The organism is Streptomyces sp. NPDC088252 (assembly GCF_044740965.1).
GTDB lineage: Bacteria > Actinomycetota > Actinomycetes > Streptomycetales > Streptomycetaceae > Streptomyces.
The window spans coordinates 64,994-90,725 of record NZ_JBIURS010000011.1; the positions used below are offsets into that span (position 1 = coordinate 64,994).

The following is a 25,732-nucleotide window of genomic DNA, read 5'->3' on the forward strand; positions in this document are numbered from 1 at the left end:
GTCGGAGCACCACCGCAGCATCGCGTCACCGCACAGACGTCGCGGGCCCGTACCCCTGCACAGGGATACGGGCCCGCGACGTTTCCTGTTCTCTGCCGCCCCTCGCCCGGCCCGCCGGTGCCCGCGTTCAGCCGGCTCGGGGGACCAGCCGGCCCGGACCCTGGACGAGTTCGCCGAGCAGTTGCTTCTGCAGCTGCAGGTCCTGCGGCGAGAGCTTCTGCGGGCCGCTGCGGGGCGGCACCCCGCCGACCTGCTGAGCGGGTGACTCCGGGGTCTCGTACCGCGTCGGGGCCGTCGCCAGAGTGAACAGCGTCAGACCGATGATCAGCGCAGTGAAGGAAACGGCTGCCCTGGTCCACATCTGGGCCCTGCGCTCGCTGTTCGTACGGATCACGCCGGGCGAGGGGAGCGGGGCGGGGGCCCGGGTCAGGGCGAGCGCACCGAGCCGCTGATGCAGGAGCGCCGACTGCTCGCCGGGCGACGAGCTTTCCGCCAGCTCGGGCAGCCGCTCGGCGACCGCCGCACGCGCGTTCATCAGCCTGCTCGCCGCCGCCGGGGTGCTGGCCTCCGTCTCCGCGGCGGTCTCCGGCAGGTCCAGGCCGACACCGTCGTACAGCAACAGGGTCCGACGGTACGACGGCGGCAGTGCGAGCAGCGCGTCGAGCAGCGCGCGCGCACCGGGTTCGGCGGGCGGCGGGTCGAAGCGGCGGTGCGTGCGGCGCAGCCGGTGCCAGGGCGATGTCGCGTACTCGTAGGCGGCGGCGCGCACCCAGCCGACCGGATCGCGGTCCACCGCGACCTCGGGCCAGCGTTCCCAGGCCAGCGCGAAGGCCCGTGCGACGGACTCCTGGGAGCGGCCGCTGCGCCCGGTCAGCAGAAACGTCTGGTGCAGGAGGGCGGTGGCGCAATGCGCGTACAGGGCGTCGAAAGCCTCGGCAGCCGCCCCGGGCGCGTCAACCGCCTCGGGCGATTCGTCGGCGCCGGGTGTTTCAGGTGCGACATGGGCGGCAGGTGCGGCCGGCACCGCAGATCCGTTCCCCGCGCCGCGTGTGCCGGACGTGCGGGGTGTGCCGGGTGTGCCCGATGTTCCGGACGTGCCCGATGTTCCGGACGTGCCGGACAGATCGGGGGTGGTGCCGGGCTCGGTCGGGGCCATGGCGGTGCTCCCGGTGGCTTCGACGGGGGTCGGCGGGCGGGACGGCGCAGGGGACGGCGCAGGAGACGTCACCGGCTCGGACAGTCCCCCGGCCGTCGTCGGTGCCACCGGCCGGGCCGCCCGTTCGGTGGCGGCCTTCGGCCGGGTGCTCGTGGTGGTGGGCTTGTTCCGGGTACTCGCGGGCGTGGCCCGGGAGCCTCTCCGGCTGCCGCCGATCAGCCTGGCGTACGCCTCACGCCTGCGTCCCCGGGGCGTGGCGCGGCCCCGTTCCCAGTCGCGGACCGCGGCCCGGGTGACGCCCACCGCCGTCGCGACCTGCTCTTCACTCAACGACTTCGCCTCACGCAGCCTGCGGCGCTCCTCGGAGTCGGGAAGCGGGTGTGCGGTGGTCGCATCGGTCGAGCTCTGCGTCATGAATGACCCCCCGAGGGCCTACGTCGGGTGGAAAAGTACATAAACGCATATTGAGCGACACAGCGGGTGTTCGCCTGTTACGCGGAATAAGCGCGTGTCGTTGGCAGCATTGCGGTGTGACCCAAGTGACCGAAGGCAGCCCCTCGTTGTCGGCCGAGCAGAGCAGGTCCGCCGTTCTGGCCTTCGCCTTCCTGCGTGGAGCGCTGGCCGCCGGGCTGGGGCTGGGCGGGTTCACCGTGCTCGTCATGGTGCTGTGGATCAGCTCCCCGGCCCCCGACAACGGCCCCGGTGAGGCTTTTCACGCGTCGGCGGGACTCTGGCTGCTCGCCCATGGTGCGGAGCTGATCAGAGCCGACACGCTCAGCGGAGTCCCCGCCCCGGTCGGCCTCGTCCCGCTGCTGCTCGCCGTGGTGCCGGTGTGGCTGGTGCACCGTGCGGCCCGGGACACCCTGGAGGTCGACGAGGGGCGTCAGGCACCCTCGGCGGCGGGCGCGTTCGCCATGATCACCAGCGGATATCTGCTGATCGGGGCCGCCGTCGCGCTCTATGCGCGGGGCGGTTCGCTGTCCGTGCACGTGGCATCGCTGTTCTTCCCTTCGGCCGTTGTGGTGGCCGGCGCGGCGGCGGCCGGGATCTGGACGGCTGCCGGGCGCCCCATCGGCCCGCCGCCGTCCTGGGCGCCCGTGCGGGTGCACGAGGAGCTGGCGCGTTCCCGGTTCAGGGAGCGCGCGGACACGGTCGCCCGGTCGGCCGCGGCCGGGGTGGCGATACTGCTCGGCGGCGGGGCGCTGCTCGTCGCGGTGTCGCTGGTCTGGCACGCGCAGCCGGCGCAGCAGTCGTTCATCCAGCTCTCCGGCGACTTGGCCGGCCGGGTCTCGGTGCTGCTGCTCGCGCTGGTCCTGGTGCCGAACGCCGCGGTCTGGGGCGCCGCGTACGGGCTCGGGCCGGGCTTCGCCCTCGGTACGGCGTCCACGGTCAGCCCGCTCGCCTTCACCGGGCGTCCGGCACGGCCCGTCTTCCCGCTGCTCGCGGCGGTGCCGGACCAGGGCCCGGCGACATTCCTGAACTGGGCGGCCGTGGCGGTGCCGGTCGCGGCCGGGGTGACGGTCGCCTGGTTCACCGTACGACGGGCCGCACCCGCCGATGCCGGGCGGGAGGAGGCGTGGAGTCCGGGGGAGACCGCGCTGTCGGCAGGGCTGGCGGCGCTCGGGTGCGGCATCGGTACGGCGGCGCTGGCCGGGGTCGCGGGGGGACCGCTCGGCACCGGGGCGCTGGCTCAGTTCGGCCCGGTGTGGTGGCTGACGGGTGCGGCTGCCCTGGCTTGGACAGCGGTGCTCGGTGTCCCCGGGGCGCTGCTGCTGCGGGCCTGGCGGCTGCGGGGGAGCGCCGGGGGGCGGTGGTCGCGACGGCGCGCGGAGCGGGCGGCGGCAAAGGCGCAGGCGGTCGCTGGACAGGCCTCTGCGGAGGTGCCGGAGCAGTTGCCCGGACCGGGAGCGGTGCCGGTGGCCGTGCGCACCCCCGGGAGGGTGTCCACCGCGACGGCGTCCCCTGCGGCGACGTCCCCCGTGGCCGGGACGGACGAGGACTCGGAGCCGTACGACTTCCTGCCGAGCGATCCCTGGCACGAACGGACGGCCCGGCCCGGGGAGGCGGGACCGTCCGGACATCCCTGAGCTGTCCTGCGGGCCGGCGGACGTCAGTTCTTGACGCCGAAGAAGGGCTCCAGTGGCTTCGGCAGCAGGTCGTTGCAGGCCAGCTGGCCGGACTTGGTCAGGGCGTCGTTCACACAGGTGTAGTAGTCGCGGTAGACCAGCTGCACCGTGAACGTCGTCGCCACGATCGAGAGCGCGAGCAGTGCCGTCACCAGGCCGCTGACCGCTGCCGTGGTCTGCTGCCTGCCGTAGCCCGGAGCGGGGGCGCCGGGCGCGGATCCGGGCGCGGGGGGTGCCGGAACATGTCCGGAGCCGGAGCCCTGAAGGGGACCGGCGGCCGGTGTGCCGGACGGAGCGGCCGGCCCGGCCGCTCCGGCGGAGCCGCCCGGTGCGGACACGCCCTTCGGCTTGGCCCGGAGCGCGCTGATCGACCAGTACAGGGCGAGCGCGCCGAGCAGCAGGGCGATCTCCGGGAAGTCGAAGAGCGCGAAGAAGAAGGCCCACATGCCGCAGAGCAGTGAGTAGCGCGCGCGGCGCTGGGCGGGGTCGGTCGGGTCCCAGCGCGGTCCGCCCGGCTTGCCCTCGGGGCCACCCGGACCGTTCGGCCCGCCCGGGCCTCCGGGGCGACCGCCGAAGTCGCCGCTCTGGCGACCGGGCTGCCGGCTGCTCCACTGGCTGCCCCGGGCCGGCCGTTCGTCGGGGGAGCCGCCCTCGGGCGCCCCGTCGCCGTTGCCCCTGCCGCCGTTCCCGTCCCCGTTGCCGTTCCCGGCGTTCGAGGGGTGGCGGGGCTGCCAGGGCTGGTCGGGCCGGTTCGCCGGCGGTGCGGCGAACGGGTTGTCGTCCGCGGGGCCCGTGGGCCCCGACGAGCCGGAGGAGTCAGAAGCGGGGGCAGGGCCCGTGGGCGACCGGTGCTCCCGCAGCAGGAGCGAGGTCCGGTCGGGCAGCGGGTGGCGGAAGGCGGTGCGGCGGCGTCGGTCCGGCATATGGTGAACGTCTTCCCCATCTCGTCATTTCCGCCCTGCGGACGGTTCCCTGTCCCCTGACGCTACCTCCCGGCCAGGAGGGGCCGAAAGCTGGGAGCCGCTGCGCCGGACGGTGGTACTTGCCACGCGGGCCCTCCGGAGCTTCTTCGCCCCTCCCCACCGCTCCCCGCGGCCTGCCCGTGATCGGCCCGCGGCCCCTCACCCCCGTCCCGCAGAGGGCCCCGGAGGTGCCGGTATCGTTGCTGACGGTCGGCTCGTTCGTAGAGTTCCCCGTATCGAGGGGTTCGGTTCATTCGTACGACCATACAAATCAGCGTCACTCTGCTTCACCACGCGAGAAAGGGCCCAGCCGTGGCCTCCCCGCCCCCCGCCGCCGCCCCGGCCCGCCTGGTCGTGCTGGTGTCCGGCTCAGGAACGAATCTCCAAGCCCTGCTCGACGCCATCGGTGACGATCCCGAGGGCTTCGGCGCGCAGGTCGTCGCGGTCGGCGCCGACCGCTCCGGAATCGTCGGCCTGGAACGGGCGGAGCGCGCCGGTCTGCCGACCTTCGTGTGCAGGGTCAAGGACCACGCCACCCGCGAGGAGTGGGACGCGGCGCTGGTGGCAGCCACGGCCGAGCACCATCCGGACCTCGTGGTGTCCGCGGGGTTCATGAAGATCGTGGGCAAGGAGTTCCTCGCCCGGTTCGGCGGCCGGTTCATCAACACCCACCCCGCCCTGCTCCCCAGCTTTCCCGGTGCCCATGGGGTGCGTGACGCGCTCGCGTACGGCGTGAAGGTCACCGGGTGCACCGTCCACTTCGTCGACGACGGTGTCGACACCGGTCCGATCATCGCGCAGGGCGTGGTCGAGGTGACCGAAGCGGACACGGCGGAGGGCGAGGCCGCCCTCCATGAACGCATCAAGGAAGTCGAGCGCAAGCTGCTCGTCGAGGCCGTGGGGCGGCTCGCCCGTGACGGCTATCGCATTGAGGGACGAAAGGTTCATCTCGGTCATGTCGGTGAATAAGCCCATCCGCCGCGCCCTGGTCAGTGTCTACGACAAGACGGGGCTCGAAGACCTCGCCCGCGGTCTGCACGAGGCGGGTGTCGAGCTCGTCTCCACCGGCTCCACCGCCGGGAGGATCGCCGCCGCCGGGGTGCCGGTCACCAAGGTCGAGGAGCTCACCGGCTTCCCCGAGTGCCTCGACGGCCGCGTCAAGACGCTGCACCCGCGCGTCCACGCCGGCATCCTCGCCGACCTGCGCCTGGAAACCCACCGCGAGCAGCTCGCCGAGCTGGGTGTCGAGCCCTTCGACCTCGTCGTCGTGAACCTGTACCCGTTCAAGGAGACCGTCGCCTCCGGTGCCTCCGACGACGAGTGCGTGGAGCAGATCGACATCGGCGGCCCGTCCATGGTCCGCGCCGCCGCGAAGAACCACCCGTCCGTGGCCGTCGTCACCAGCCCCGCGCGGTACGGCGACGTCCTCGCCGCCGTCAGGGCGGGCGGCTTCGACCTGACCGCCCGCAAGCGCCTGGCCGCCGAGGCGTTCCAGCACACCGCCGCGTACGACGTGGCCGTGGCCTCCTGGTTCGCGGAGGGCTACGCCGCCGCCGACGACTCGGGCTTCCCCGACTTCTTCGGTGCGACGTACGAGCGCAAGAACGTCCTTCGGTACGGCGAGAACCCGCACCAGCCCGCCGCGCTCTACACCTCGGGCACCGGCGGCCTGGCCGAGGCGGAGCAGCTGCACGGCAAGGAGATGTCGTACAACAACTACACGGACACCGACGCCGCGCGCCGGGCCGCGTACGACCACGCCGAGCCGTGTGTCGCGATCATCAAGCACGCCAACCCGTGCGGCATCGCGATCGCCGACGACGTCGCCGAGGCGCACCGCAACGCGCACGCCTGCGACCCGCTGTCGGCCTTCGGCGGTGTCATCGCCGTCAACCGTCCGGTGACCGTCGCCATGGCCGAGCAGGTCGCGGAGATCTTCACCGAGGTCATCGTCGCCCCGGCGTACGAGGACGGCGCGGTCGAGGTCCTGGCCCGGAAGAAGAACATCCGGGTGCTGCGCTGCCCCGACGCCCCGACCGCCCCGGTCGAGGTGAAGCCGATCGACGGCGGCGCGCTGCTGCAGGTCACCGACCGGCTCCAGGCCGACGGGGACGACCCGGCCAACTGGACCCTCGCCACCGGCGAAGCCCTCTCCGAGGACGAGCTGAAGGAGCTCGCCTTCGCGTGGAAGGCCTGCCGCGCGGTCAAGTCCAACGCGATCCTGCTCGCCAAGGGCGGCGCCTCCGTCGGCGTCGGCATGGGGCAGGTCAACCGGGTCGACTCCGCGAAGCTGGCCGTCGAGCGGGCGGGCGAGGAGCGGGCGAGGGGCGCGTACGCCGCCTCCGACGCGTTCTTCCCGTTCCCGGACGGGCTGGAGATCCTCACCGCCGCCGGCATCAGGGCCGTGGCCCAGCCCGGGGGTTCGGTCCGTGACGAGCTGGTCGTCGAGGCCGCGAAGAAGGCGGGCGTGACGATGTACTTCACGGGTACGCGGCACTTCTTCCACTGACGGTTCCCCAGCGCGAAGGGCCGGAACTCCCCGAGGAGTTCCGGCCCTTCGCGTGCGGCATGCCAGGTGCACCGGGCCCGCTCCGCCGACCGGGGGCCTTCCCCCGGCCGGTGGAGCGGCCGAAGGCCGTGGACCGGCACGAACGTGGATCCACGGCCTTCTCATCCGCTCGCGTCCGAGCGGGCGGGCCGACCGGATGCGGTCGGACCCGTGCGCGGCGCGCCTCAGGGACGCGGACGCTGGAACCAGGCGGCGCCGTCCTGCTTGGCGCAGAAGACGATGATCATGATGCCCAGCGCGATGCTGATGAGCGAGAAGACGTTCGCGCCCAGCAGGCTGATGAGGCTGAACAGTGTGGTCACCGAGCCGTACACGATGGCGGAGATGCGGATGCCGTTGCCGCCGGTGGTGAACTTGGCAGCCGTCAGGATCGCCCAGAGGGCGAAGGCGAGGATGAAGATGCCGACGACGACCATGACGCCCATGCCGATGCCGGCCGCCTTGTCGGAGTCGCTGCCGTAGGTCGAGGTGTCGGAGAGCTGCTTGCTGATCCACGCACCGGCGACGATGGCGAGCACGGCACCGAGGGCCTGGAAGCCACCGAGGATGTAGAGCATGATGCGGGCCGCCTTGACACCGCCCGGCATCTCGGCGGGGCCGCCGGGGTAGCCGTAGCCCGCGGGGGCCTGCGGGTAGCCGTAACCCGGCTGTCCGCCCTGCGGGGACTGCTGGGGATAGCCGTAACCCGGCTGCCCGCCCTGCTGCTGGCTGTAGGGGTTGTTCGGGTCGCCGAAGCTCATGGCGAGATTCCTCCGTTGAAAAAATGGGGACGACGCGGTCCGGGCGGAGGAAACATGCGCAATGAGTACGGTCTGTCCCCCCGACACTGTCCGCGGTAGTGCGCAGCTCATCGTGGTCTTGACGTCGGCTTTATGTCCAGCCAATTGCCGAATGCGTTGTCCAAGCGCAACCTGACGGTCATCGGCGACGCCCGGAATTGGTATGCGGGCGGGGTCATCCGCGAGTATGGGGACATGACTGCCCAGATTCTCGATGGCAAGGCCACCGCAGCCGCGATCAAGTCCGATCTCACCGTCCGCGTGGCGGCCCTCAAGGCGCAGGGCATCACCCCTGGCCTGGGAACCCTGCTCGTCGGGGACGACCCGGGCAGCCGGTGGTACGTGAACGGCAAGCACCGCGACTGCGCCCAGGTCGGCATCGGCTCGATCCAGCGCGAACTCCCCGACACCGCCACCCAGGAGGAGATCGAGGACGTCGTACGGGAGCTCAACGCCGACCCCGCGTGCACGGGCTACATCGTGCAGCTTCCCCTCCCCAAGGGGATCGACACCAACCGCGTCCTGGAGCTGATGGATCCGGCCAAGGACGCCGACGGCCTCCACCCGATGAACCTCGGCCGTCTGGTGCTGAACGAGACGGGTCCGCTGCCCTGCACCCCGCAGGGTGTCGTCCAGCTGCTCCGCCACCACGACGTGGAGATCAACGGGGCGCATGTCGTGGTCGTCGGCCGCGGTGTCACCATCGGCCGCTCGATCCCGCTGCTGCTGACCCGCAAGTCCGAGAACGCCACCGTCACCCAGTGCCACACCGGTACGCGTGACCTCTCCGCCCAGCTCAGGCAGGCCGACATCATCGTCGCCGCCGCCGGTGTTCCGTACATCGTCAAGCCCGAGGACGTGAAGCCGGGCGCGGCCGTGCTCGACGTCGGCGTCAGCCGGGACGAGAACGGCAAGATCGTCGGGGACGTCCACCCGGGCGTGGCCGAGGTCGCCGCCTGGATCTCCCCGAACCCGGGCGGCGTCGGCCCGATGACCCGCGCCCAGCTGCTCGTCAACGTGGTCGAGGCGGCCGAGCGCGACGCGGCCGCCGCGGTCTGAGCCGACCGACCCGATCCGGAAGGAAGCCCATGGGTGCTGGTACGAGTCCGGCCGACCCGGCCGCCGAGGCGGACCGGAAGTCTCCGGTGCCGGCGGGCGCGGAGGCGCCCGCCGCGGATACGACGGATGCGACCGTGCCGGATCGGGCTGCGACCCGTGAGAGCGCCGCTTCGGAGGGCGCTGCCCTTGAGGGGGCGGCCGCCCCGGGCCCCGCGGACGCCGGTGCGGACTTCGACGCCGACGCCGACGTGAACGCATCCGCCGGCTCGGCGGCCGGTGCGGATTCGAACCCGGGACCGGAGCCGGAGCCGGACGCCGGCTCCCGTACGGGCTCCGGCACCGGCTCGGACCGGAGCGAGGGTGTTCGCCCGCAGGCCGCCCCGAGCAAGGGGGCGCGCCCGTCACGCAGGTTCCCCTCGTTCACCCGCGACACCGCGCGCCCCGAGGGCGGTGGCCGTGCGGCGTCCGGGGACGCCCCCGCACCGGCTCGGCAGTGGCCACTGCTCGCCGTGCTCTGCACGGCCGGGATCGGGCTGCTGATCGTGGCCGTCGACCCCTTCGCCGAGGCCTTCAGGATCGGCACGATCCTGATCGGGGCGGCCCTCATCGGGGGCGCCGTGCTGCGGCTCGTGGTCCCGTCGGTGGGCATGCTGGCGGTCCGTTCCCGCTTCACCGACCTGGTGACGTACGGGCTGCTCGGCTTCCTCATCGTGATGCTCGCACTGGTGGCACAGCCCAAGCCGTGGCTGGACATGCCGTTCCTGGAGGACGCGGTCCACTTCACGATCCGCTGAGTCCGTACGGCCGTCCGCCTGCCCGGCCGCGCCGCTCGCGGACGGTGTCCGTCCCCTCCCCCGAGAAGGGACGGACACCCGAGGGCGGGGGGCCGCCGGGGCGAAGTCGCCCCGGAACGTGGTGACTTGAGCGGCCTCGCCCCCGTCCTGGTCTCAGCCTGGTTGACGGCGAAGGGCGGTTCAAGGGAACCCCGGGGCCTGTGGCACGGAAGTGACCATTCCGCCACGGTGTGATCGTCCCGCAACGGAGTGCTCGGCATGCGTCGGTGGCGTGTGCGAGGGCGCTCCGGGTTCCGAACACCCACCCCATCGAGCGACCACCTCCCGGGTGAGCGGATACGGCCGGGTGAGCGCTGTGTGACGGGTTGTGTGCGGTGCCACAGGGGGCCGGGCCGTCGGGAGGTTCCGGGTCCGATAGCCTGAACGCTGGATATCTCTTCACATCAAGATTCAGGGATGTCCAGCACCAGGGGCAGGGACCCCCACCGCCAGCTGTCTAACGGAGATCGCCATGACCCGCACTCCCGTGAATGTCACCGTGACCGGCGCAGCCGGCCAGATCGGCTACGCGCTGCTCTTCCGCATCGCCTCCGGCCACCTGCTCGGCCCGGACGTGCCGGTCAACCTGCGACTCCTGGAAATCCCGCAGGGTCTGAAGGCCGCCGAGGGCACCGCGATGGAGCTCGACGACTGTGCCTTCCCGCTGCTGCGTGGCATCGAGATCACCGACGACGCCAACAAGGCGTTCGACGGTGCCAACGTCGCCCTGCTGGTCGGCGCCCGCCCGCGTACGAAGGGCATGGAGCGCGGCGACCTGCTCTCCGCCAACGGCGGCATCTTCAAGCCGCAGGGCAAGGCGATCAACGACAACGCCGCGGACGACATCAAGGTCCTCGTCGTCGGCAACCCGGCCAACACCAACGCGCTCATCGCGCAGGCCGCCGCCCCGGACGTACCGGCCGAGCGCTTCACCGCGATGACCCGCCTCGACCACAACCGCGCGATCTCGCAGCTGGCCGCCAAGACCGGTGCCGCCGTCTCCGACATCAAGAAGCTGACGATCTGGGGCAACCACTCGGCGACCCAGTACCCCGACGTCTTCCACGCGGAGGTCGCCGGCAAGAACGCCGCCGAGCTCGTCAACGACGAGGCATGGCTGGCCGACACCTTCATCCCGACCGTCGCCAAGCGCGGCGCCGCGATCATCGAGGCCCGTGGCGCGTCCTCCGCCGCCTCCGCCGCCAACGCCGCCATCGACCACGTCCACACCTGGGTCAACGGCACCGCCGCGGGCGACTGGACCTCCATGGGTATCCCGTCGGACGGCTCCTACGGCGTGCCCGAGGGCATCATCTCGTCCTTCCCGGTCACCACGAAGGACGGCAAGTACGAGATCGTCCAGGGCCTGGACATCAACGAGTTCTCCCGTACGCGCATCGACGCGTCGGTGCAGGAGCTCATCGAGGAGCGCGACGCGGTGCGCGAGCTCGGCCTGATCTGATCCCGTACGTCCTGCGAGGCGTACCTCACCGCCCCCGTCAGCAGCCGCTGCCGGGGGCGGCTGCGTGCGTGGCCGTGGCCGGGAACCGACCGGGCGCCCACCCGAGTCCGGGCTGTCATGCGCGTGCGGACACGCGTGACCGTGCGGTCCCGGCGGGTCGCTCATGCCTTCCGCAGCTCGTCGGCGATCCCGCGGACGGCCGCCATGGCCCGGCGCTGCAGACCCGGACCGAAGGTGATCCGGGTGGCGCCCAGGGCGCCGAGCTCGCGCGGGGACGGCCCGTCCGGCCGGGCCAGGGCATTGAGCGGGGCCGGGACGGCGGCGGCCAGCCGGGGCAGGGACTCGGGCGGGGCCGCGATCGGGTAGACGCAGTCCGCGCCCGCCGCCACGTACAGCAGGGCGCGGCGGACCGTCTCGGCCTCCTGGTCCGTGCCCTCGGGGACACCGTGCACGTACGTGTCGACGCGGGCGTTGACGAAGAGCCGGTCGCCCGCGACCGCCCGTACCTCGGCCAGCCGGTCCGCCTGCCGCCGGGCGTCGACGAGGGTGCCGTCGACGGAATCCTCCAGATTGCAGCCGACGGCTCCCGTGTCCAGGACTCGCTCCACGAGCTCCTTCGGTGCCAGCCCGTAGCCGCCCTCGATGTCCGCCGAGACGGGCACGTGGGCCGGGACGGCGCGCACGATCCTGGCCACGGCCGCGAACATCTCCGCGGCGGGCGTCGCCCCGTCCTCGTAACCGAGCGAGGCCGCGATCCCGGCGCTGGGTGTGGCGAGCGCCGGGAAGCCCGCCCCGGCGAAGACGCGGGCGCTCGCCGCGTCCCACGGGCCGGGGAGGACCAGCGGATCGCCGGGGGCGCGGTCATGGTGCAGAGCACGGAGAACGGATGCGGTCATCGCGGGGCTCCCGGAAGTGTTTCGACACAGGGGCGGGCAGGGGGTGCGGGACGCGGCGGGTGTCGCCGGGTCAGTGCTTGATGTCGCCCGGCTTGTAGTGGCCGGGCACCATGCGGGTGGTCACGGCGAACCGGTTCCACGCGTTGATCGTGGTGATCGCGGCGACGAGGTGGGCGAGCTCGGTCTCGTCGAAGTGCTCGGCGGCGTTCCCCCACACCTCGTCCGGCACGAAACCGTCGGTCAGCACGGTCACCGCCTCGGTCAGCTCGATGGCCGCGATCTCCTTGGGCGTGTAGAAGTGCTTGGACTCCTCCCACGCGCTGAGCTGGACGATCCGCTCGACGGACTCGCCCGCCGCGAGTGCGTCCTTGGTGTGCATGTCGAGGCAGAACGCGCAGTGGTTGAGTTGCGAGGAGCGGATCTTCACCAGCTCCCCGATGACCGGGTCGAGGCCCCTGCGGGACGCGGCGTCCAGCCGGACCATGGCCTTGTAGACATCGGGGGCCAGCTCGGCCCACTGCTGCATACGAGGGGTGTGCTCGGGGTTGAGTTCGGAGGTGGGGTGGCTGTGCTCGTTCGTCGTCATGGGTACGACGTTACGGCGTGGGTGGCGCAGCGGTATGGTCCATTTCCATGACGGATTCCTGGGCCACTTTCGGTGCCGACCTGCATCTGGAGACGACCGGCTCGACGGGGCTGCGGACCGGGCTCATGGACGCCCTGCGCGAGGCCGTACGGACGGGGCGGCTGGCGCCCGGGACCCGGCTGCCCTCCTCCCGCAGCCTCGCCGTGGACCTCGGCATCGCCCGGAACACCGTCGCCGACGCCTACGCCGAGCTGGTCGCCGAGGGCTGGCTCAGCGCCCGGCAGGGTTCGGGCACCAGGGTGGCGCGGCGGGCCGAGCCGCGCCCGGCGGCCCGGCGGACGGCACGGTCACGGCCGGTGGTCGCCCGGCCCGCCCACAACCTGCAGGCCGGGTCGCCCGACCTCTCGACGTTCCCGCGCGCCGACTGGCTCAAGGCGGCCCGCCGCGCCCTGACCGACGCCCCCAACGACGCCTTCGGGTACGGGGATCCGCGCGGGCGCATCGAGCTGCGCACCGTACTCGCCGAGTATCTGGCCCGCGCCCGCGGTGTGTACGCCGATCCGGAACGGATCGTGGTCTGCGCCGGTTTCGTCCAGGCGCTGAAACTGATGGGGGAGGTGCTGCGCAAGCGGCGGGTCAGGGAGGTGGCCGCCGAGTCGTACGGACTGGACGTGCACTGGAAGCTGCTCGCGGACGCCGGACTGCGCATGCCCTGCCTGCCGGTCGACGGACTCGGGGCCAGGACCGATGAACTGTCCGGGCTGCGCGGTGCGGGCGCGGTCCTGCTGACGCCCGCGCACCAGTTCCCGACGGGCGTGCCGCTCCATCCCGGCCGGCGGGCCGCGGCGGTCGACTGGGCGCGTGGTACGGGCGGACTGATCCTGGAGGACGACTACGACGGCGAGTTCCGTTACGACCGGCAGCCGGTCGGCGCGCTCCAGGGGCTCGACCCGGAACGCGTCGTCCATCTGGGGACGACGAGCAAATCCCTGGCACCGGGGCTGCGGCTGGGGTGGATGGTGCTGCCGGAGAGCCTGGTGGAGGAGGTGACCGAGGCGAAGGGGCTGAGCGACTGGTCGTCGAGTGCCCTGGAGCAGTTGACACTCGCGGAGTTCATCGCGTCGGGCGCGTACGACCGCCATGTGCGGGCGATGCGGCTGCGCTACCGCCGCCGACGTGATCAACTCGTGGCGGTACTGGCGGAACGCGCCCCCGGTGTCCGGGTCAGCGGGATCGCCGCCGGTCTGCACGCCGTGCTCGAACTCCCGGAGGGCGGCGAGGAGGCCGCGCTGCGGTCGGCGGCGTGGCAGGGGCTCGCGCTGGAAGGGCTCTCGCGCTTCCGGCACCCGCAGGCACCGCCGGGGCGCGACGCGCTGGTCATCGGTTACGGAACACCGACCGACAGCGCCTGGGCGGGGGCGCTGGAGGCCCTGTTGCGCGTGCTTTCATGAGGCTTGGCCGTGTGTACGGGAGCGGACGAGTACGGCCTCACGTATGGGGCTTCGGGGCGCCGGACGTGGTCGTGTGCGAGATGAGAGCGTTTGTTCGCGGGAACGCCGGTGAGGGCGAGTGCATCGCGGCGCTGCTACGGGCCGGGGCTCGCAGGAGGTGGCGTCACGGTTGGTTCGATGGTCGACCGGACGTGGATCTCATGGACGCCCGCCTCGACCTCGCTGCGACAACCGTGCCCGCACCGCGGAAGCCGGGAGCCGAGCTGAGAGCCGCACGGGCTCTTGAACAATCGCCCGTGCCGGCCGGTGCCGCTGCAGGGAGCAGCTTGTGGTGGCCCGGAGCCGGCACGAACGCCCTGAGCGGTTACTTTCCCTGTCTGTCGCTGGAGGTGTCGCACAGCGCGCGGTCGACGAGGTCGCTGGCGGCCTCGTGTTGCCGGAGCGTTTCATCGAGGTCGTTGAAGCTGGTGGACAGGGAGACGGTGACGGTGCGGCTGCCGTCGTCGGTGGCGCCGTTCAGGGTGATGTAGCCGGCTTCGCCCCCTTCGTGGCTCCAGTAACTGCCGCCGCAGGTCAGGGGGCGGTTCACCAAGCCGAGGCCGTAGCGTCCGCGGGGCCAGAATGCCTCGATCCGCTTGTCGACGGGGACGGTGTCCTGCATCTCGGCCATGCGCGCCTCGGACAGCAGCCTGCCGCCCAGCAGTCCCTGGAAGAAACGGTTGACGTCCGCCGTGGTGGAGACATAGCCGCCGAGGTCGGGGACGATCTGTTCGGTGACGTCGGTCCGTTCGCCGGAGGCGAAGACCTGATAGCCGTCGGCGTGCGGGCGACGAAGGGTGGACGTGGTGCCCGGCAGATAGGTGTGGTTCATGCCGAGCGGTTTCAGGATCCGGCTCTCGACCTCCTCCTGCCATGGGCGGCCGGTGGCCTTGTCGACGATCATGCCGAGGACGACGTAGCCGGTGTTGGAGTAGCTCCAGCCGGCGCCGGGCCGGAAGTCCGGGTGGTGCTTCATCGCCCGGGCGACGATCTGTTCGGGGGTGTAGGTGTCGTAGCGGTGCTCGTAGTACTGCTGCGGGGTGTCGAAGCCGGGAAGGTCGTCGTGGAGGCCGCTGGTGTTCTGCAGGAGCTGGCGCACGGTGATCTTCCGTCCGTCGTTGCCGTTGCCGTCGATCACACCGGGCAGCCGGCTGTCCACCGTGTCGTCCAGTGACAGCTTGCCCTCGTCGACCAACTGCAGGATCACCGTGGCCATGAGTGCCTTGCCGGTGCTGGCTATCCGGAAGTAGCCGTCGCGGGGCACCGGGCGGTTCGTGCCCGCCACGGCGACGCCGGCGGCGGCGACCAGATCCCGGCCGGAGGCGGTGGTTACCCGCGCCTGGACGCCGGTGATCCCCAGCGCCTGGATGCCCTCGGTGTCCAGGCGCAGGTCATCCTGCTGGTAGCCGGGCGCGGACGTCGCGGCCGCGCCGTCCGAGGGCTGGACGGCCAGGGCCATACCCGCTGTGCCGAGCGCGACCGCCGTGACGGCCAGCCACCCCCGGCCGATCCGGCGGCGACGCTGCTGGGACGGGTGGTGCTGCGGCGCGGAGGCCGGGGTTGTGAATCTCATGAACGCCACGCTAGGTAGGCGTCGAATTGCGTGTCGCTACCACAGGCGGCCGATTGGAACCTACAGGTGGCTGTAGTGCCGCTGGGCCGCCCGGCACGTACCGTGGCGCGTCCGAGGGCCGCTCCCGGTCTCGTACGGCAGACGAAGGCGAGCCAGTGCACGGTGTGATCGGCGAGATTCGCGCACGGTGGGTCCAGGCCGGACGCGGCGGACGCTACCTGCTCGGCACCCTGCTGACCGCGACGGTGACGCTCGTGGCGGCGCCTCTGCTGTGCGCACCGTCGCTGGCAGCTCCCTGGGCGGAGCGCCACCGCCGACGTGCCGGGGCGCTGCTGGGCCGACCGGTGGGGCCGCGCCCGCGCGCCCTCCGCCGCGACCTCGTGTGGCTCGTGACTCAGGTGGCCACCGGCCTGCCCGTGGGCACACTCGCCCTGCTGTGCCTGGGCAACCAGCTCCTCATCCTTGTCATCACCGTGGGGTGGTGGGCGTTTCCCGCGTCGGATCCACCACGGCTGCCGCTGCTCGGTGTCCGTATCAACGGCTGGGTCCCCGCGCTGACGATCGGTCTCGCGGACTTCCTGCTTCTTGCGGCGCTGGCGACCGTCGCCCTGCCACCGCTCGCTCGGATGCACGCGCGTTGCTGCCTGGCAGTCCTGGCGCCGTCTCCCGCGGAACAACTGGCCGCGCGCGTCACCGAACTGACGCGGACGCGCGCAGACGTCCTGCAGGCGCACGGCGCGGAACTCCGCCGGATCGAACGCGACCTGCACGACGGTATCCAGGCCCGGCTGGTGGCCATCGCCATGCGGCTCGCCGTGGCCGGGGAGAGCCTTCCCCAGGATCCGGACGCGGCCGCCGCGCTCGTACAGCAGGCCCGAGCCGAGACCGAGGAGGCCATGACCGAGCTGCGTTCGGTCATCCGCACCATCTACCCTCCGGTCCTGGCCGACCAGGGCCTCGTCGGCGCGCTCAGCACCCTGGCCGACAGGGCCGGCGTGCCGACCCGCATCGACATCGGCGAGCTCGGTGAGGTCCCTGCCGCGGTCGAAGCGGTCGCCTACTTCTCCGTCACCGAGGCGCTGGCGAACATCGCCCGGCACAGCCGGGCCACCAAGGCCGCCGTCCACGTCACCCGCAGCGGCGCGACGCTGTCCGCAGAGATCACCGACGACGGGACCGGCGGGGCGGACGCGTCCCGAGGCACCGGCCTGGACGGAATCGGCCGCCGCGCCGCCGCCCTGGACGGCACCATGAAGATCAGCAGCCCGCCGGGCGGGCCGACCGACATCACCGTGGAGCTGCCGTGCGCGTAGTCATCGTCGAGGACAACGTCCTGCTGTCCTCCGGACTCGAACTCCTGCTGGGCTCCCAGGGCTTCGAGGTCGCCGCGATCACGGACGACGCCCCCGGCTTCCTTGCCGCCGTCGAGACCCACCGCCCGGACGTCACCATCGTCGACGTGCGACTGCCCCCGGCCTTCCGCGACGAGGGTATCCGCGCCGCCCTCCGGGCCCGCCGTGACCACCCCGGACTACCCGTCCTGGTCCTGTCCCAGTACGTCGAGCAGGAATACGCCGGCCGCCTCCTCTCCGACACCCGCGGCGGCATCGGCTATCTGCTCAAGGACCGGGTGAGCCGCATCGCGGAGTTCACCGACGCACTGCGCCGTGTGGCCGCCGGCGGCACCGCCATGGACCCCGAGGTCGTCGCCCAACTCCTCGCTGTCCGCGGCGATCCCGTCGACGCCCTCACCCCCCGCGAACGCGAGGTCCTGGCTCTGATGGCCGAAGGGCACGACAACGCCACCATCGCCCAGCGGCTCTTCATCACCGACAACGCCGTCCACAAACACATCGGCAGCGTCTTCCTCAAACTCGGCCTGTCGGTCGGCGACAGCGGGCACCGCCGGGTCCGCGCCGTCCTGGCCTACCTCCGCCGCCACAGAGGCGGCACCGAACCCGACCCCTGTTGAGCGCTCGACCCGGCCCGGCGACGTGGGCGGCGTCGAGCGCGCCGGCGCAGCCGGGGTCCTCCGTGACGATGACGCCGCCGCGGCAGCCCCTCGGAGGCCGCCCGCCCGGAGCGGTGCGCGCCGGTCGTGGACGGTGCGCGCGGGCTCAGACCGTCTCGGGGGTGTCCTGCGGCGCCTCGCCGAACCGGGCCAGGGCCAGGGCGCCCGCCACCGCCACCACGAAGCCGGCGACCGCCAGCCAGACGAGGCCCTCGCGGGTGCGGTCCCCGAGCAAGAAGACGCCGACCAGCGCCGGGCCGATCGTCTCGCCCAGCACCATGCCGGCCGTCGCCGTCGTCACCGAACCGCGCGTCAGCGCCGAGGTGAGCAGCAGGAAAGCCGAACCGCCGCCCAGCAGCAGCGCGTACACGGCCGGGTTGGTGAGCAGCGCCGACGGGGACACGTCGTCGATCAGTCGGACGGTGACCTCGACCACCCCGAAACCGCAGCCCGCGCCCAGCCCCAGGACCAGCGCCCGCGGCCGTTCCGGGAGCCGTCCGGCCGCCGCGCCGATCAGCAGGATGCCCAGGGAGATCCCCAGCATCCACCAGGGCAGCGCCGCCGGGCCGGTGCCGTGCCCCTCACCACCGGAGGAGAGGGCCAGCATGGCCAGGCCGGCACAGACGACACCGACCGCGGTCCATTCGACCGCGCTCAGCCGCACCTTGAGCAGCCGCGCGGCGACCACCGCCGTCACGGCGAGGCTCGCGGCGAGGGCGGCGCCCACCGCGTAGATCGGCAGGGACCGCAGGGCGATGATCTGGAGGACGAAACCGCAACCGTCGAGGGCGAGTCCGGCGAGGTAGCGCCACTGGCGCAGGGCGCGCAGCAGCAGCGCCGGATCGACCCCCGCGTCCGACCCCGGCGCGGCGGCGGCGCGCGAGGCGACGGCCTGGAGGACGGAGGCCGTACCGAAGCAGACGGCGGCGCCGAGCGCGCAGATCATCCCGAAGAACACGAAAGGACTCTACTGGGGGCGCCCGACGGACCCGCGTCCGCTCTCGGCGACAGCGCTTCGAGCTGATGAACGGCCGGATCGGCCGGAATGACGACCACGCCCCACACAGGGGCCCTCCGGCCCGCCGGAGAGGATCAGGAGCGCGGCGAGCCCGTGCGGTCCGGGAACTCCGGTGAGGGCGGCGTGTTGCGGCACGTCCACTGACCGGACTTCTACGTACCGGGGCTTGCGGGAGGTGGTGTCAGGGCTGGTTCGATGGTCGACCGGACATAGATCCGAGTGGTGCCGGACTTGAATTCGTGCGCGAACAGGTCGATGCAACGCCGAAGGTGCTTGCCTTCGGGGGAGTCGAGGCCATCGGGGCACAGGCTGACGTGTCGCAGCCCCTGCACGAGCGTCTCCGGCTCTGCCAGCCCGAGACGGGAGAAGGCGGCGGCGGGCCGGTAGTCCTTCTCCTTCGGATGGAAGTTCTTGATCATCCTGGTGCCCTCCGGGACAAGGCGGCCCGTGTACGCCTCCGCCTCCTTGCTGGGCAGGACGAAGGACAGCAGTCCCGTGTCGAAGCGCTGCCCCGCCTTGTAACCCGCACGCCGGTCCGATGCCGCCTCCGGGACACGCAGACCCATCTGCTCGCTCATCCAGGCCGGGGTGGCTCCCTTTTCCCAGCAGCAGTTCATCTCCTGGTCCGACAGGTCCGACTCCACGTCGTCGACGGCCCGGGCGAACACGCCGATCACGACGGCGGCGCAGGCGGCGAACACCAGCGCGATGACGACGGGCAGCCCTCGACGACGCCGGGATCGCCCGTCGGCAGCACTCTTGTCGGAATGGTTCACCGGTTGAATCCCTATCGCGCTTCCTGCTGTTCGCGGCCGGGGTCTGTGCGGGTAAGTGAGTGCGCTCATCGTTTCCCCGCTCCCGCGCTCACTTCGCGTACTTCATCAGTTCCGAGACCGGAACCGCCGACCCGTCTCTCCGGCGTAGGCTGGCTGCGATTTCCTCGTCGTCCTTGGCATGCGCCTTCTTCGAGTAGTCCAAGTGGTTGGAGATGTGTGCGCACATCTGCAGGACGGTGTTGACCTGCGAAGTCCAGACTTCGAGTGTCGTGTACAACTCCGAACCGGCACTGAAGTTCTGCGCCTGCAGCTCCGCAGCGGCCTGGGCGGTCGTCCCGGCGCCGCTCTTGTTCATTCCCGCACCTGCGATGTCGGAGCGCTTCCGTAACTCGCCGTGGATCCGGAATGCCTCGTTGCCCACCGCGCCCAGGTCATCCTGATGCACCACCAGATCGGCCTCGCCTCCGCCGCCGGTGGACGTGGCCCCGGCGGTGTTGAGTCGCATGACTGCCGAATGGCGCTCCTGCACCTCCGACTTGAGCTGTGCCCAATCGTTGTCGAACGTCACCAGTCCCCCTCCAGTTCGTTCCGACGGCCACACTACTGAACTGGCCGGAGCATGTCGGCTGCCTCCCGCACGCACGTCTCGTGCGGTACGGGCGCGGCACGCGGACGGTCCGTCACTTGTGACAGGGAACCCGCTTCTCGCCGCGATCGACCGCGCTCTAGTCTGGGACGAACGGCCTTATTGGCTTGATTCACGCGCCGGGGGAGGCGGAGACATGGCCGATGGAAAGAAGGTCACACGCAAGCTGAGGTCGAGCACGGTGGTGCTCGGCGGGATGGGGATGCTCGCGGCGGTGATCACCTCGTGCGGCTCGGAGCCGGACAAGCGGTGCGTCGACCCGCTGAACCACAAGCAACTGCCCAACTACAAATGCAAGAGCGGTAGTGGCAGCGGAAGCGGCGGCGGTTCGTACTACTACGGCGGCGAGAGCAGGAACGGCAAGGTGGAGGGCGGCAGCTTCGACAAGGCGGCCGTCCAACGCGGCGGCTTCGGCTGCTCGGGCACCGGCGGCGGCTGAACCGCCATGGAGCGACGTACCACGCGGCCGCGCCCCGGCTGGCAGCACATGGTGGAGAGCCAGGGAGTCGTCTACCCGCTCACCCGTCACCCGGACGGCTCGCTGCGCCCGTACTGGGACGAGAGCGCCTACTACGCGTTCTCACTGCCCGAGGTGGAGGCGCTGGAGGAGGTCGTCGAGGAATTGCACGCGATGTGCCTGGCCGCCGCCGCGCACATGGTGGAGCGAGACCGCTTCGCCGAACTCGGCATCACCGACCGGCGGTTGGCTTCACTGGTCGCCGATTCCTGGCGCCGCCGCGACGAACTTCCTTCCCTGTACGGCAGGTTCGACCTGTGCTACGACGGAACCGGCCCGGCGAAGATGCTGGAGTACAACGCGGACACCCCCACCTCACTGGTGGAGGCCGCGAGCGCCCAGTGGTTCTGGATGGAGGACCGCTTCCCGGGCGCCGACCAGTGGAACTCGCTGCATGAACGCCTCGTCGCGGCGTGGAGTCGGCAGGCCGCGCTGCTGCCCGCCGGACCGGTGCACTTCGCGCACTCCGAGGGCGACGAGATCGGCGAGGACCTGATGACGGTCGCCTATCTGCGGGAGACCGCCGAACAGGCCGGGGTCGACACGGAGGCGCTCTCCGTCGAACAGATCGGCTGGGACCGGCTGGCCGGACGGTTCGTGGACGAGCGGCTCCGCTTCATCCGCAGCTGTTTCAAGCTGTACCCGTGGGAATGGCTGGCGACCGACCGGTTCGGGCCGCACGTGCTGGACACCCTCGACAACGGCGGTGGCACCGGCACCACCTGCTGGATCGAGCCCGCCTGGAAGATGCTCCTCTCCAACAAGGCGCTGCTGGCGATCCTCTGGGAGCTCTACCCCGGCCATCCGAATCTGCTCCCCTCGTACCTGGACGGTCCCCGCGAACTCGCGGCGGCGGGTACGGGCCGCGGCGACGGCCCCGGCTATGTCGCCAAGCCGTTGCTCGGCCGGGAGGGGGCCGGGGTCACCATCCACGAGCCGGGAAGTCCCGCGGTGCTGCGGGACGAGCCGTGCTGCTACCAGGAGCTGGCGCCGCTGCCGGACTTCGACGGCAACCGGGTGGTGCTGGGGGCGTGGGTCGTCGAGGACGAGGCGGCCGGGCTCGGCATCCGCGAATCGGCGGGGCCGGTCACGGACGAGTACGCCCGCTTCCTGCCCCACGTCATCCTCTGACACCGGTCCGGCAGCCGTCGGCGACGGGACCTCAGGCGCGCAGGACGCCGCGGAGCTGCTCCAGCCCCCAGTCCAGGTCCTCCTTGCTGATCACCAGCGGCGGGGCGATCCGGATCGTCGAACCATGGGTGTCCTTGACCAGCACCCGGCGGTCCATCAGCTTCTCGGAGATCTCCCGGCCGGTCCCGCGGCCCGGGGCGATGTCGACGCCGGCCCACAGCCCCCGGCCGCGTACCTCCTCCACCGCGCCCCCGCCCACCAGCAGCCCCAGCTCCTGATGGAGGTGCTCGCCCAACTCGGTCGCCCGCTGCTGGAATTCGCCGGTCCGGAGCATCGCGATGACCTCCAGCGCGACCGCGCAGGCAAGGGGATTCCCGCCGAACGTCGAGCCGTGTTCACCGGGCCGGTACACCCCGAGCACGTCCCGCGAGGAGACCACCGCCGACACCGGCACCACGCCACCGCCCAGCGCCTTGCCGAGCACGTACATGTCCGGTACGACACCCTCGTGCTCGCAGGCGAACGTCTTCCCGGTCCGCCCCAGACCCGACTGGATCTCGTCCGCGATGAACAGCACGTTCCGCTCGCGGGTGAGTTCACGCACCCCGGGAAGGTAGCCGGGCGGCGGCACCAGCACCCCGGCCTCGCCCTGGATCGGCTCCAGCAGCACCGCCACGGTGTTCTCGGTCATCGCCTCCCCGAGCGCGCTCAGATCCCCGTACGGCACGATCTCGAAGCCCGGTGTGTACGGACCGAAGTCCGCCCGCGCCTCATGGTCCGTGGAGAAGCTGATGATCGTCGTCGTCCGGCCGTGGAAGTTGTTGGCGGCGACGATGATCTTCGCCATGCCGTCCGGGACGCCCTTCACCCGGTAGCCCCACTTGCGGGCGGTCTTCACCGCGGTCTCCACGGCCTCGGCCCCGGTGTTCATCGGCAGCACCGACTCCATGCCGCACAGATCGGCGAGCCGGGTGCAGAAGTCGGCGAACCGGTCGTGGTAGAAGGCCCGCGAGGTGAGTGTCACCCGCTCCAGCTGGGCCCTGGCCGCGTCGAGCAGCCGCCGGTTGCCGTGACCGAAGTTGAGCGCCGAGTATCCGGCGAGCATGTCGAGGTAGCGGCGGCCCTCGACATCGGTCATCCAGGCTCCGTCCGCCGAGGCGACGACGACGGGCAGCGGATGGTAGTTGTGCGCGCTGTGCGCCTCGGCGGAGGCGATGGCATTTTCCGTGATCGACACGGGATCTCCGTTCGTCGTGCGGCGTGGGCGGGGGTGGTGCCCACTTTGTATCGTCGGTCGGAACCCCGGTGAGGAAACCTTCGATTCACGGCGCGCCCGTCCTCCGACGGACCGGAGTGTGTTCCTCGTCTCATTCGCGACGGCGTGCGCCCCGGGGCCGAACCGGGGCCGCGCACCTTCCGTACCGGCTGCCGGAGATCGGTTCCGTACCTGAGACAATGGCCCCATGGCCTCTGAACGCCCCCGCGTGCTCTCCGGAATCCAGCCCACCGCAGGCTCGTTCCACCTCGGCAACTACCTCGGTGCGGTCCGCCAGTGGGTGGCGCTGCAGGAATCCCACGACGCCTTCTACATGGTCGTGGACCTGCATGCGATCACCGTTCCGCAGGACCCCGCGGAGCTGCGCGCGAACACCCGGCTGGCCGTCGCCCAGCTTCTCGCCGCCGGCCTCGACCCGGAGCGCTGCACGCTCTTCGTCCAGAGCCACGTCCCGGAGCACGCCCAACTCGGCTGGGTCATGAACTGCCTCACCGGCTTCGGCGAGGCGTCCCGCATGACGCAGTTCAAGGACAAGTCCGCCAAGCAGGGTGCCGACCGCACCACGGTCGGTCTCTTCACGTACCCGATGCTGATGGTCGCCGACATCCTGCTGTACCAGGCCGACCAGGTCCCGGTCGGCGAGGACCAGCGCCAGCACCTGGAGCTCACCCGTAACCTCGCCGAGCGGTTCAACGGCACCTACGGCGACACGTTCACCATGCCGGATCCGTACATCCTCAAGGAGACGGCGAAGATCTACGACCTCCAGGACCCGTCCTCGAAGATGAGCAAGTCGGCGGCCACGCCGAAGGGCCTGATCAACCTCCTCGACGAGCCGAAGGCCACCGCCAAGAAGGTCAAGAGCGCCGTCACCGACACGGACACGGTCATCCGCTTCGACCGGGCCGAGAAGCCCGGTGTCAGCAACCTCCTGACCATCTACTCCACGCTGACCGACACCGCGATCGCGGATCTGGAGCAGAAGTACGAGGGCAAGGGCTACGGTGCGCTCAAGACCGACCTCGCCGAGGTCATGGTCGAGTTCGTCACACCGTTCCGCACCCGCACCCAGGAATACCTGGACGACCCGGAGACGCTGGACTCGATCCTGGCCAAGGGCGCGGAGAAGGCCCGTGCCGTGGCGGCCGAGACCCTGGCCCGGACGTACGACCGGATGGGCTTTCTGCCGGCGAAGCACTGAGTCCAAGGACCCTGGCGGTTTCGCGACCGCAGGCGTCACACTGGCGATGGGATGTTGACCCGGTGGATGGCCGAAAATCGGCCATCCACCATCGAGGATTGAGGAGAACGATGTGGGGACCGTAACGCTCGGCGTTTCGATCGCGGTCCCGGAGCCCTACGGCAGCCTGCTCCAGGAGCGGCGCGCGAGCTTCGGGGATCCTGCCGCGTACGGCATTCCCACCCACGTCACCCTCCTTCCGCCGACCGAGGCCGAGGCGGCCTGTCTGCCCGCGATCGAGGCGCATCTCGCCCAGGTCGCCACCGGCGGCCACTCCTTCCCGATGCGGCTGTCCGGCACGGGGACCTTCCGTCCCCTCTCGCCGGTCGTCTTCGTCCAGGTCGTCGAGGGGGCCTCGGCCTGCGCATGGCTGCAGAAGCGGATCAGGGACGCCTCCGGGCCCCTGGTGCGCGAGCTCCAGTTCCCGTACCACCCGCATGTGACCGTGGCGCACGCCATCGCCGAGTCGGCGATGGACCGGGCGTACGCGGAGCTCGGCGACTATGAGGCCGCCTGGACCTGCGACTCCTTCGCGCTCTACGAGCAGGGCCCGGACAGCGTCTGGCGCAAGATCAACGAGTTCCCGTTCGGCGCCGGGGGCGGCGCGCCCGCCGTGCCCGCGCAGGGTGGCTCCTCCGTGGACGAGCCCTCGCTGCACCCCTGAGGCCTCGCCCCGAAGGCCCCCGGTGGCCGCCCCCTCGCTCAGACCGGCAGGCGCCGGAACAGCGGGCGCGGCACGTGCCGCAGTGCCGACATCACCATCCGTAGCGATCCCGGAACCCACACCGTCTCCGAGCGCCGCCGCAGCCCCGTCACGATCGCCGTCGCGACCGCGTCCGGGGTCGTCGTGAGCGGCGAGGCTTCCAGCGGGGCCTCGGCGAACCGTGCCGCGGTGAGCCGCGGCGCCGCGGTCCCTGCCGCCGCTTCTGGACGTACGACGCCGGGGCGTACGACCATCACATGCACCCCCGTGCCGTGCAGCGCGTCCCCGAGCCCCTGCGCGAACGCGTCCAGGCCCGCCTTGCTGGACCCGTAGATGAAATCGGCGCGGCGGACGCGCTCGCCCGCCACCGAGGACAGCACCACCAGCGAACCGTGCCCCTGCGCCTGCAGCGCGCCGGCGCACACCAGCCCGGCGGAGACGGCCCCCGTGTAATTCGTCCGGGTGACCCGGACCGCGGAGAGCGGCTCCTCCTCGTCGCGCTCCTGGTCCCCCGCGATACCGAAGGCGAGAAGCACCACGTCGATGTCGCCCTCGGCGAAGATCTTTCCTAGGGCGGTCTCGTGGGACTCGGGGTCGAGGGCGTCGAAGTCGACCGTACGGACGTCCGCGCCGCGTGCGCGCAGCTCGGCGGCGGCCCGGTCGAGGGCGGGGGAGGGACGGCCGGCCAGCCGGACCGTGCGGGTACGGCCGGCGATCAGCCGCCGCGCGGTGGCGAGAGCGATCTTCGACGTGCCGCCGAGGACGAGCAGGGACTGCGGGGCACCGAAGGCGTCCTTCACGGAAACACTCCTTGCGGACGAGCGGACGAGCGGACGAGCGGACGAGCGGACGAGCGGACGAGCGGACGAGCGGACGAGCGGACGAGCGGACGAGCGGACGAGCGGACGAGCGGGCGGAAGCCG

The 25,732-nt window shown here is 71.6% G+C and carries 24 protein-coding genes; 13 read left to right on the plus strand and 11 right to left on the minus strand.

The features are described 5' to 3' along the window. Window positions 1-127 precede the first annotated feature (127 nt). Window positions 128-1,570, minus strand: coding sequence for a sigma factor-like helix-turn-helix DNA-binding protein (locus ACIOHC_RS23085; RefSeq protein ID WP_351074454.1), 1,443 nt, complete (start codon window positions 1,568-1,570; stop codon window positions 128-130). Window positions 1,571-1,695: 125 nt separating this feature from the next. On the opposite strand from ACIOHC_RS23085, the gene ACIOHC_RS23090 reads away from it, so the two are divergent. Then, on the plus strand, window positions 1,696-3,243 hold the full coding sequence (locus ACIOHC_RS23090) for a DUF6350 family protein (protein WP_351074539.1): 1,548 nt from the start codon (window positions 1,696-1,698) through the stop codon (window positions 3,241-3,243). Between the two features lie 23 nt (window positions 3,244-3,266). On the opposite strand, the gene ACIOHC_RS23095 is transcribed toward ACIOHC_RS23090, so the two are convergent. Next, a complete protein-coding gene (locus ACIOHC_RS23095) occupies window positions 3,267-4,205 on the minus strand; it encodes a hypothetical protein (protein ID WP_351074453.1) in 939 nt (312 codons plus the stop codon). Window positions 4,206-4,556: 351 nt separating this feature from the next. On the opposite strand from ACIOHC_RS23095, the gene purN reads away from it, so the two are divergent. Beyond that, the gene (gene purN, locus ACIOHC_RS23100; RefSeq protein WP_351074451.1) at window positions 4,557-5,213 is read left to right on the plus strand and encodes a phosphoribosylglycinamide formyltransferase; all 657 of its coding nucleotides are present in this window, start codon (window positions 4,557-4,559) and stop codon (window positions 5,211-5,213) included. Further along, window positions 5,200-6,753, plus strand: coding sequence for a bifunctional phosphoribosylaminoimidazolecarboxamide formyltransferase/IMP cyclohydrolase (purH, locus tag ACIOHC_RS23105; RefSeq protein ID WP_351074449.1), 1,554 nt, complete (start codon window positions 5,200-5,202; stop codon window positions 6,751-6,753). The genes purN and purH overlap by 14 nt, the downstream gene beginning before the upstream one ends. Window positions 6,754-6,977: 224 nt before the next feature. Here the strand turns inward: purH and ACIOHC_RS23110 are convergent, their stop codons facing one another. Further along, window positions 6,978-7,553: a hypothetical protein gene (locus tag ACIOHC_RS23110; protein WP_351074447.1), complete on the minus strand. Its 576-nt coding sequence runs from the start codon at window positions 7,551-7,553 to the stop codon at window positions 6,978-6,980. A gap of 234 nt (window positions 7,554-7,787) precedes the next feature. Between ACIOHC_RS23110 and ACIOHC_RS23115 the strand changes: the two genes are divergently transcribed. From ACIOHC_RS23115 to ACIOHC_RS23125, 3 genes are all read left to right on the plus strand, one after another. Continuing rightward, complete coding sequence (locus ACIOHC_RS23115) at window positions 7,788-8,651, plus strand: bifunctional methylenetetrahydrofolate dehydrogenase/methenyltetrahydrofolate cyclohydrolase (protein ID WP_351074445.1); 864 nt, start codon at window positions 7,788-7,790, stop codon at window positions 8,649-8,651. 29 nt (window positions 8,652-8,680) lie between these two features. After that, window positions 8,681-9,445 (plus strand): DUF3017 domain-containing protein, encoded by a 765-nt coding sequence (locus ACIOHC_RS23120; RefSeq protein ID WP_351074444.1) that lies wholly within the window; start codon window positions 8,681-8,683, stop codon window positions 9,443-9,445. Window positions 9,446-9,956: 511 nt separating this feature from the next. Continuing rightward, window positions 9,957-10,946, plus strand: a complete 990-nt coding sequence (locus ACIOHC_RS23125; RefSeq protein WP_351074442.1) for a malate dehydrogenase — start codon at window positions 9,957-9,959, stop codon at window positions 10,944-10,946. 161 nt (window positions 10,947-11,107) lie between these two features. Here the strand turns inward: ACIOHC_RS23125 and ACIOHC_RS23130 are convergent, their stop codons facing one another. Both ACIOHC_RS23130 and ACIOHC_RS23135 read right to left on the minus strand, forming a co-directional pair. Further along, window positions 11,108-11,842, minus strand: a complete 735-nt coding sequence (locus tag ACIOHC_RS23130) for an isocitrate lyase/phosphoenolpyruvate mutase family protein (protein WP_351074441.1) — start codon at window positions 11,840-11,842, stop codon at window positions 11,108-11,110. A gap of 70 nt (window positions 11,843-11,912) precedes the next feature. Then, a complete protein-coding gene (locus ACIOHC_RS23135; protein WP_351074439.1) occupies window positions 11,913-12,428 on the minus strand; it encodes a carboxymuconolactone decarboxylase family protein in 516 nt (171 codons plus the stop codon). Window positions 12,429-12,475: 47 nt separating this feature from the next. On the opposite strand from ACIOHC_RS23135, the gene ACIOHC_RS23140 reads away from it, so the two are divergent. Next, entirely contained in the window at window positions 12,476-13,879 is a 1,404-nt protein-coding gene (locus tag ACIOHC_RS23140) for a PLP-dependent aminotransferase family protein (protein ID WP_351074438.1), read from the plus strand. Window positions 13,880-14,243: 364 nt separating this feature from the next. On the opposite strand, the gene ACIOHC_RS23145 is transcribed toward ACIOHC_RS23140, so the two are convergent. Beyond that, entirely contained in the window at window positions 14,244-15,491 is a 1,248-nt protein-coding gene (locus ACIOHC_RS23145; protein WP_351074437.1) for a serine hydrolase domain-containing protein, read from the minus strand. A gap of 164 nt (window positions 15,492-15,655) precedes the next feature. On the opposite strand from ACIOHC_RS23145, the gene ACIOHC_RS23150 reads away from it, so the two are divergent. Both ACIOHC_RS23150 and ACIOHC_RS23155 read left to right on the plus strand, forming a co-directional pair. Then, the gene (locus tag ACIOHC_RS23150) at window positions 15,656-16,804 is read left to right on the plus strand and encodes a histidine kinase (RefSeq protein ID WP_351074436.1); all 1,149 of its coding nucleotides are present in this window, start codon (window positions 15,656-15,658) and stop codon (window positions 16,802-16,804) included. Next, a complete protein-coding gene (locus tag ACIOHC_RS23155) occupies window positions 16,795-17,463 on the plus strand; it encodes a response regulator transcription factor (protein WP_351074435.1) in 669 nt (222 codons plus the stop codon). The genes ACIOHC_RS23150 and ACIOHC_RS23155 overlap by 10 nt, the downstream gene beginning before the upstream one ends. Window positions 17,464-17,608: 145 nt before the next feature. Here ACIOHC_RS23155 and ACIOHC_RS23160 read toward each other — a convergent pair whose 3' ends face one another. From ACIOHC_RS23160 to ACIOHC_RS23170, 3 genes are all read right to left on the minus strand, one after another. Further along, window positions 17,609-18,448 carry a hypothetical protein gene (locus ACIOHC_RS23160; protein ID WP_351074537.1) on the minus strand — a complete coding sequence of 280 codons (840 nt, stop codon included), beginning with the start codon at window positions 18,446-18,448 and terminating at the stop codon, window positions 17,609-17,611. Window positions 18,449-18,672: 224 nt separating this feature from the next. Continuing rightward, complete coding sequence (locus tag ACIOHC_RS23165; RefSeq protein WP_351074433.1) at window positions 18,673-19,296, minus strand: hypothetical protein; 624 nt, start codon at window positions 19,294-19,296, stop codon at window positions 18,673-18,675. 88 nt (window positions 19,297-19,384) lie between these two features. Further along, window positions 19,385-19,864: a hypothetical protein gene (locus tag ACIOHC_RS23170; protein WP_351074432.1), complete on the minus strand. Its 480-nt coding sequence runs from the start codon at window positions 19,862-19,864 to the stop codon at window positions 19,385-19,387. A 214-nt stretch (window positions 19,865-20,078) separates the two neighbouring features. Here ACIOHC_RS23170 and ACIOHC_RS23175 point away from each other — a divergent pair, with 214 nt between their 5' ends. Together ACIOHC_RS23175 and ACIOHC_RS23180 are read left to right on the plus strand one after the other, a co-directional pair. After that, a complete protein-coding gene (locus tag ACIOHC_RS23175) occupies window positions 20,079-20,381 on the plus strand; it encodes a hypothetical protein (RefSeq protein WP_351074431.1) in 303 nt (100 codons plus the stop codon). Window positions 20,382-20,387: 6 nt separating this feature from the next. Beyond that, window positions 20,388-21,590 carry a glutathionylspermidine synthase family protein gene (locus ACIOHC_RS23180; protein ID WP_389636866.1) on the plus strand — a complete coding sequence of 401 codons (1,203 nt, stop codon included), beginning with the start codon at window positions 20,388-20,390 and terminating at the stop codon, window positions 21,588-21,590. Between the two features lie 31 nt (window positions 21,591-21,621). Here ACIOHC_RS23180 and rocD read toward each other — a convergent pair whose 3' ends face one another. Next, window positions 21,622-22,827 (minus strand): ornithine--oxo-acid transaminase, encoded by a 1,206-nt coding sequence (gene rocD / locus ACIOHC_RS23185; RefSeq protein ID WP_389636865.1) that lies wholly within the window; start codon window positions 22,825-22,827, stop codon window positions 21,622-21,624. Between the two features lie 226 nt (window positions 22,828-23,053). On the opposite strand from rocD, the gene trpS reads away from it, so the two are divergent. After that, the gene (gene trpS / locus ACIOHC_RS23190) at window positions 23,054-24,067 is read left to right on the plus strand and encodes a tryptophan--tRNA ligase (protein ID WP_351074427.1); all 1,014 of its coding nucleotides are present in this window, start codon (window positions 23,054-23,056) and stop codon (window positions 24,065-24,067) included. A 112-nt stretch (window positions 24,068-24,179) separates the two neighbouring features. Next, window positions 24,180-24,770: a 2'-5' RNA ligase family protein gene (locus ACIOHC_RS23195; protein ID WP_351074425.1), complete on the plus strand. Its 591-nt coding sequence runs from the start codon at window positions 24,180-24,182 to the stop codon at window positions 24,768-24,770. Window positions 24,771-24,808: 38 nt separating this feature from the next. On the opposite strand, the gene ACIOHC_RS23200 is transcribed toward ACIOHC_RS23195, so the two are convergent. Then, on the minus strand, window positions 24,809-25,609 hold the full coding sequence (locus tag ACIOHC_RS23200) for a decaprenylphospho-beta-D-erythro-pentofuranosid-2-ulose 2-reductase (protein ID WP_351074424.1): 801 nt from the start codon (window positions 25,607-25,609) through the stop codon (window positions 24,809-24,811). Between the last annotated feature and the right edge of the window lie 123 nt (window positions 25,610-25,732).

What these genes read in the sequence shown, in the direction of transcription:
- ACIOHC_RS23085 (WP_351074454.1), bottom strand. Translation starts at nt 1,570, where the DNA reads ATGACGCAGAGCTCGACCGATGCGACCACCGCACACCCGCTTCCCGAC.
- ACIOHC_RS23095 (WP_351074453.1), bottom strand. Translation starts at nt 4,205, where the DNA reads ATGCCGGACCGACGCCGCCGCACCGCCTTCCGCCACCCGCTGCCCGAC.
- purH (WP_351074449.1), top strand. Translation starts at nt 5,200, where the DNA reads ATGTCGGTGAATAAGCCCATCCGCCGCGCCCTGGTCAGTGTCTACGAC.
- ACIOHC_RS23110 (WP_351074447.1), bottom strand. Translation starts at nt 7,553, where the DNA reads ATGAGCTTCGGCGACCCGAACAACCCCTACAGCCAGCAGCAGGGCGGG.
- ACIOHC_RS23115 (WP_351074445.1), top strand. Translation starts at nt 7,788, where the DNA reads ATGACTGCCCAGATTCTCGATGGCAAGGCCACCGCAGCCGCGATCAAG.
- ACIOHC_RS23120 (WP_351074444.1), top strand. Translation starts at nt 8,681, where the DNA reads ATGGGTGCTGGTACGAGTCCGGCCGACCCGGCCGCCGAGGCGGACCGG.
- ACIOHC_RS23125 (WP_351074442.1), top strand. Translation starts at nt 9,957, where the DNA reads ATGACCCGCACTCCCGTGAATGTCACCGTGACCGGCGCAGCCGGCCAG.
- ACIOHC_RS23130 (WP_351074441.1), bottom strand. Translation starts at nt 11,842, where the DNA reads ATGACCGCATCCGTTCTCCGTGCTCTGCACCATGACCGCGCCCCCGGC.
- ACIOHC_RS23135 (WP_351074439.1), bottom strand. Translation starts at nt 12,428, where the DNA reads ATGACGACGAACGAGCACAGCCACCCCACCTCCGAACTCAACCCCGAG.
- ACIOHC_RS23140 (WP_351074438.1), top strand. Translation starts at nt 12,476, where the DNA reads ATGACGGATTCCTGGGCCACTTTCGGTGCCGACCTGCATCTGGAGACG.
- ACIOHC_RS23145 (WP_351074437.1), bottom strand. Translation starts at nt 15,491, where the DNA reads ATGAGATTCACAACCCCGGCCTCCGCGCCGCAGCACCACCCGTCCCAG.
- ACIOHC_RS23160 (WP_351074537.1), bottom strand. Translation starts at nt 18,448, where the DNA reads ATGATCTGCGCGCTCGGCGCCGCCGTCTGCTTCGGTACGGCCTCCGTC.
- ACIOHC_RS23175 (WP_351074431.1), top strand. Translation starts at nt 20,079, where the DNA reads ATGGCCGATGGAAAGAAGGTCACACGCAAGCTGAGGTCGAGCACGGTG.
- ACIOHC_RS23180 (WP_389636866.1), top strand. Translation starts at nt 20,388, where the DNA reads ATGGAGCGACGTACCACGCGGCCGCGCCCCGGCTGGCAGCACATGGTG.
- trpS (WP_351074427.1), top strand. Translation starts at nt 23,054, where the DNA reads ATGGCCTCTGAACGCCCCCGCGTGCTCTCCGGAATCCAGCCCACCGCA.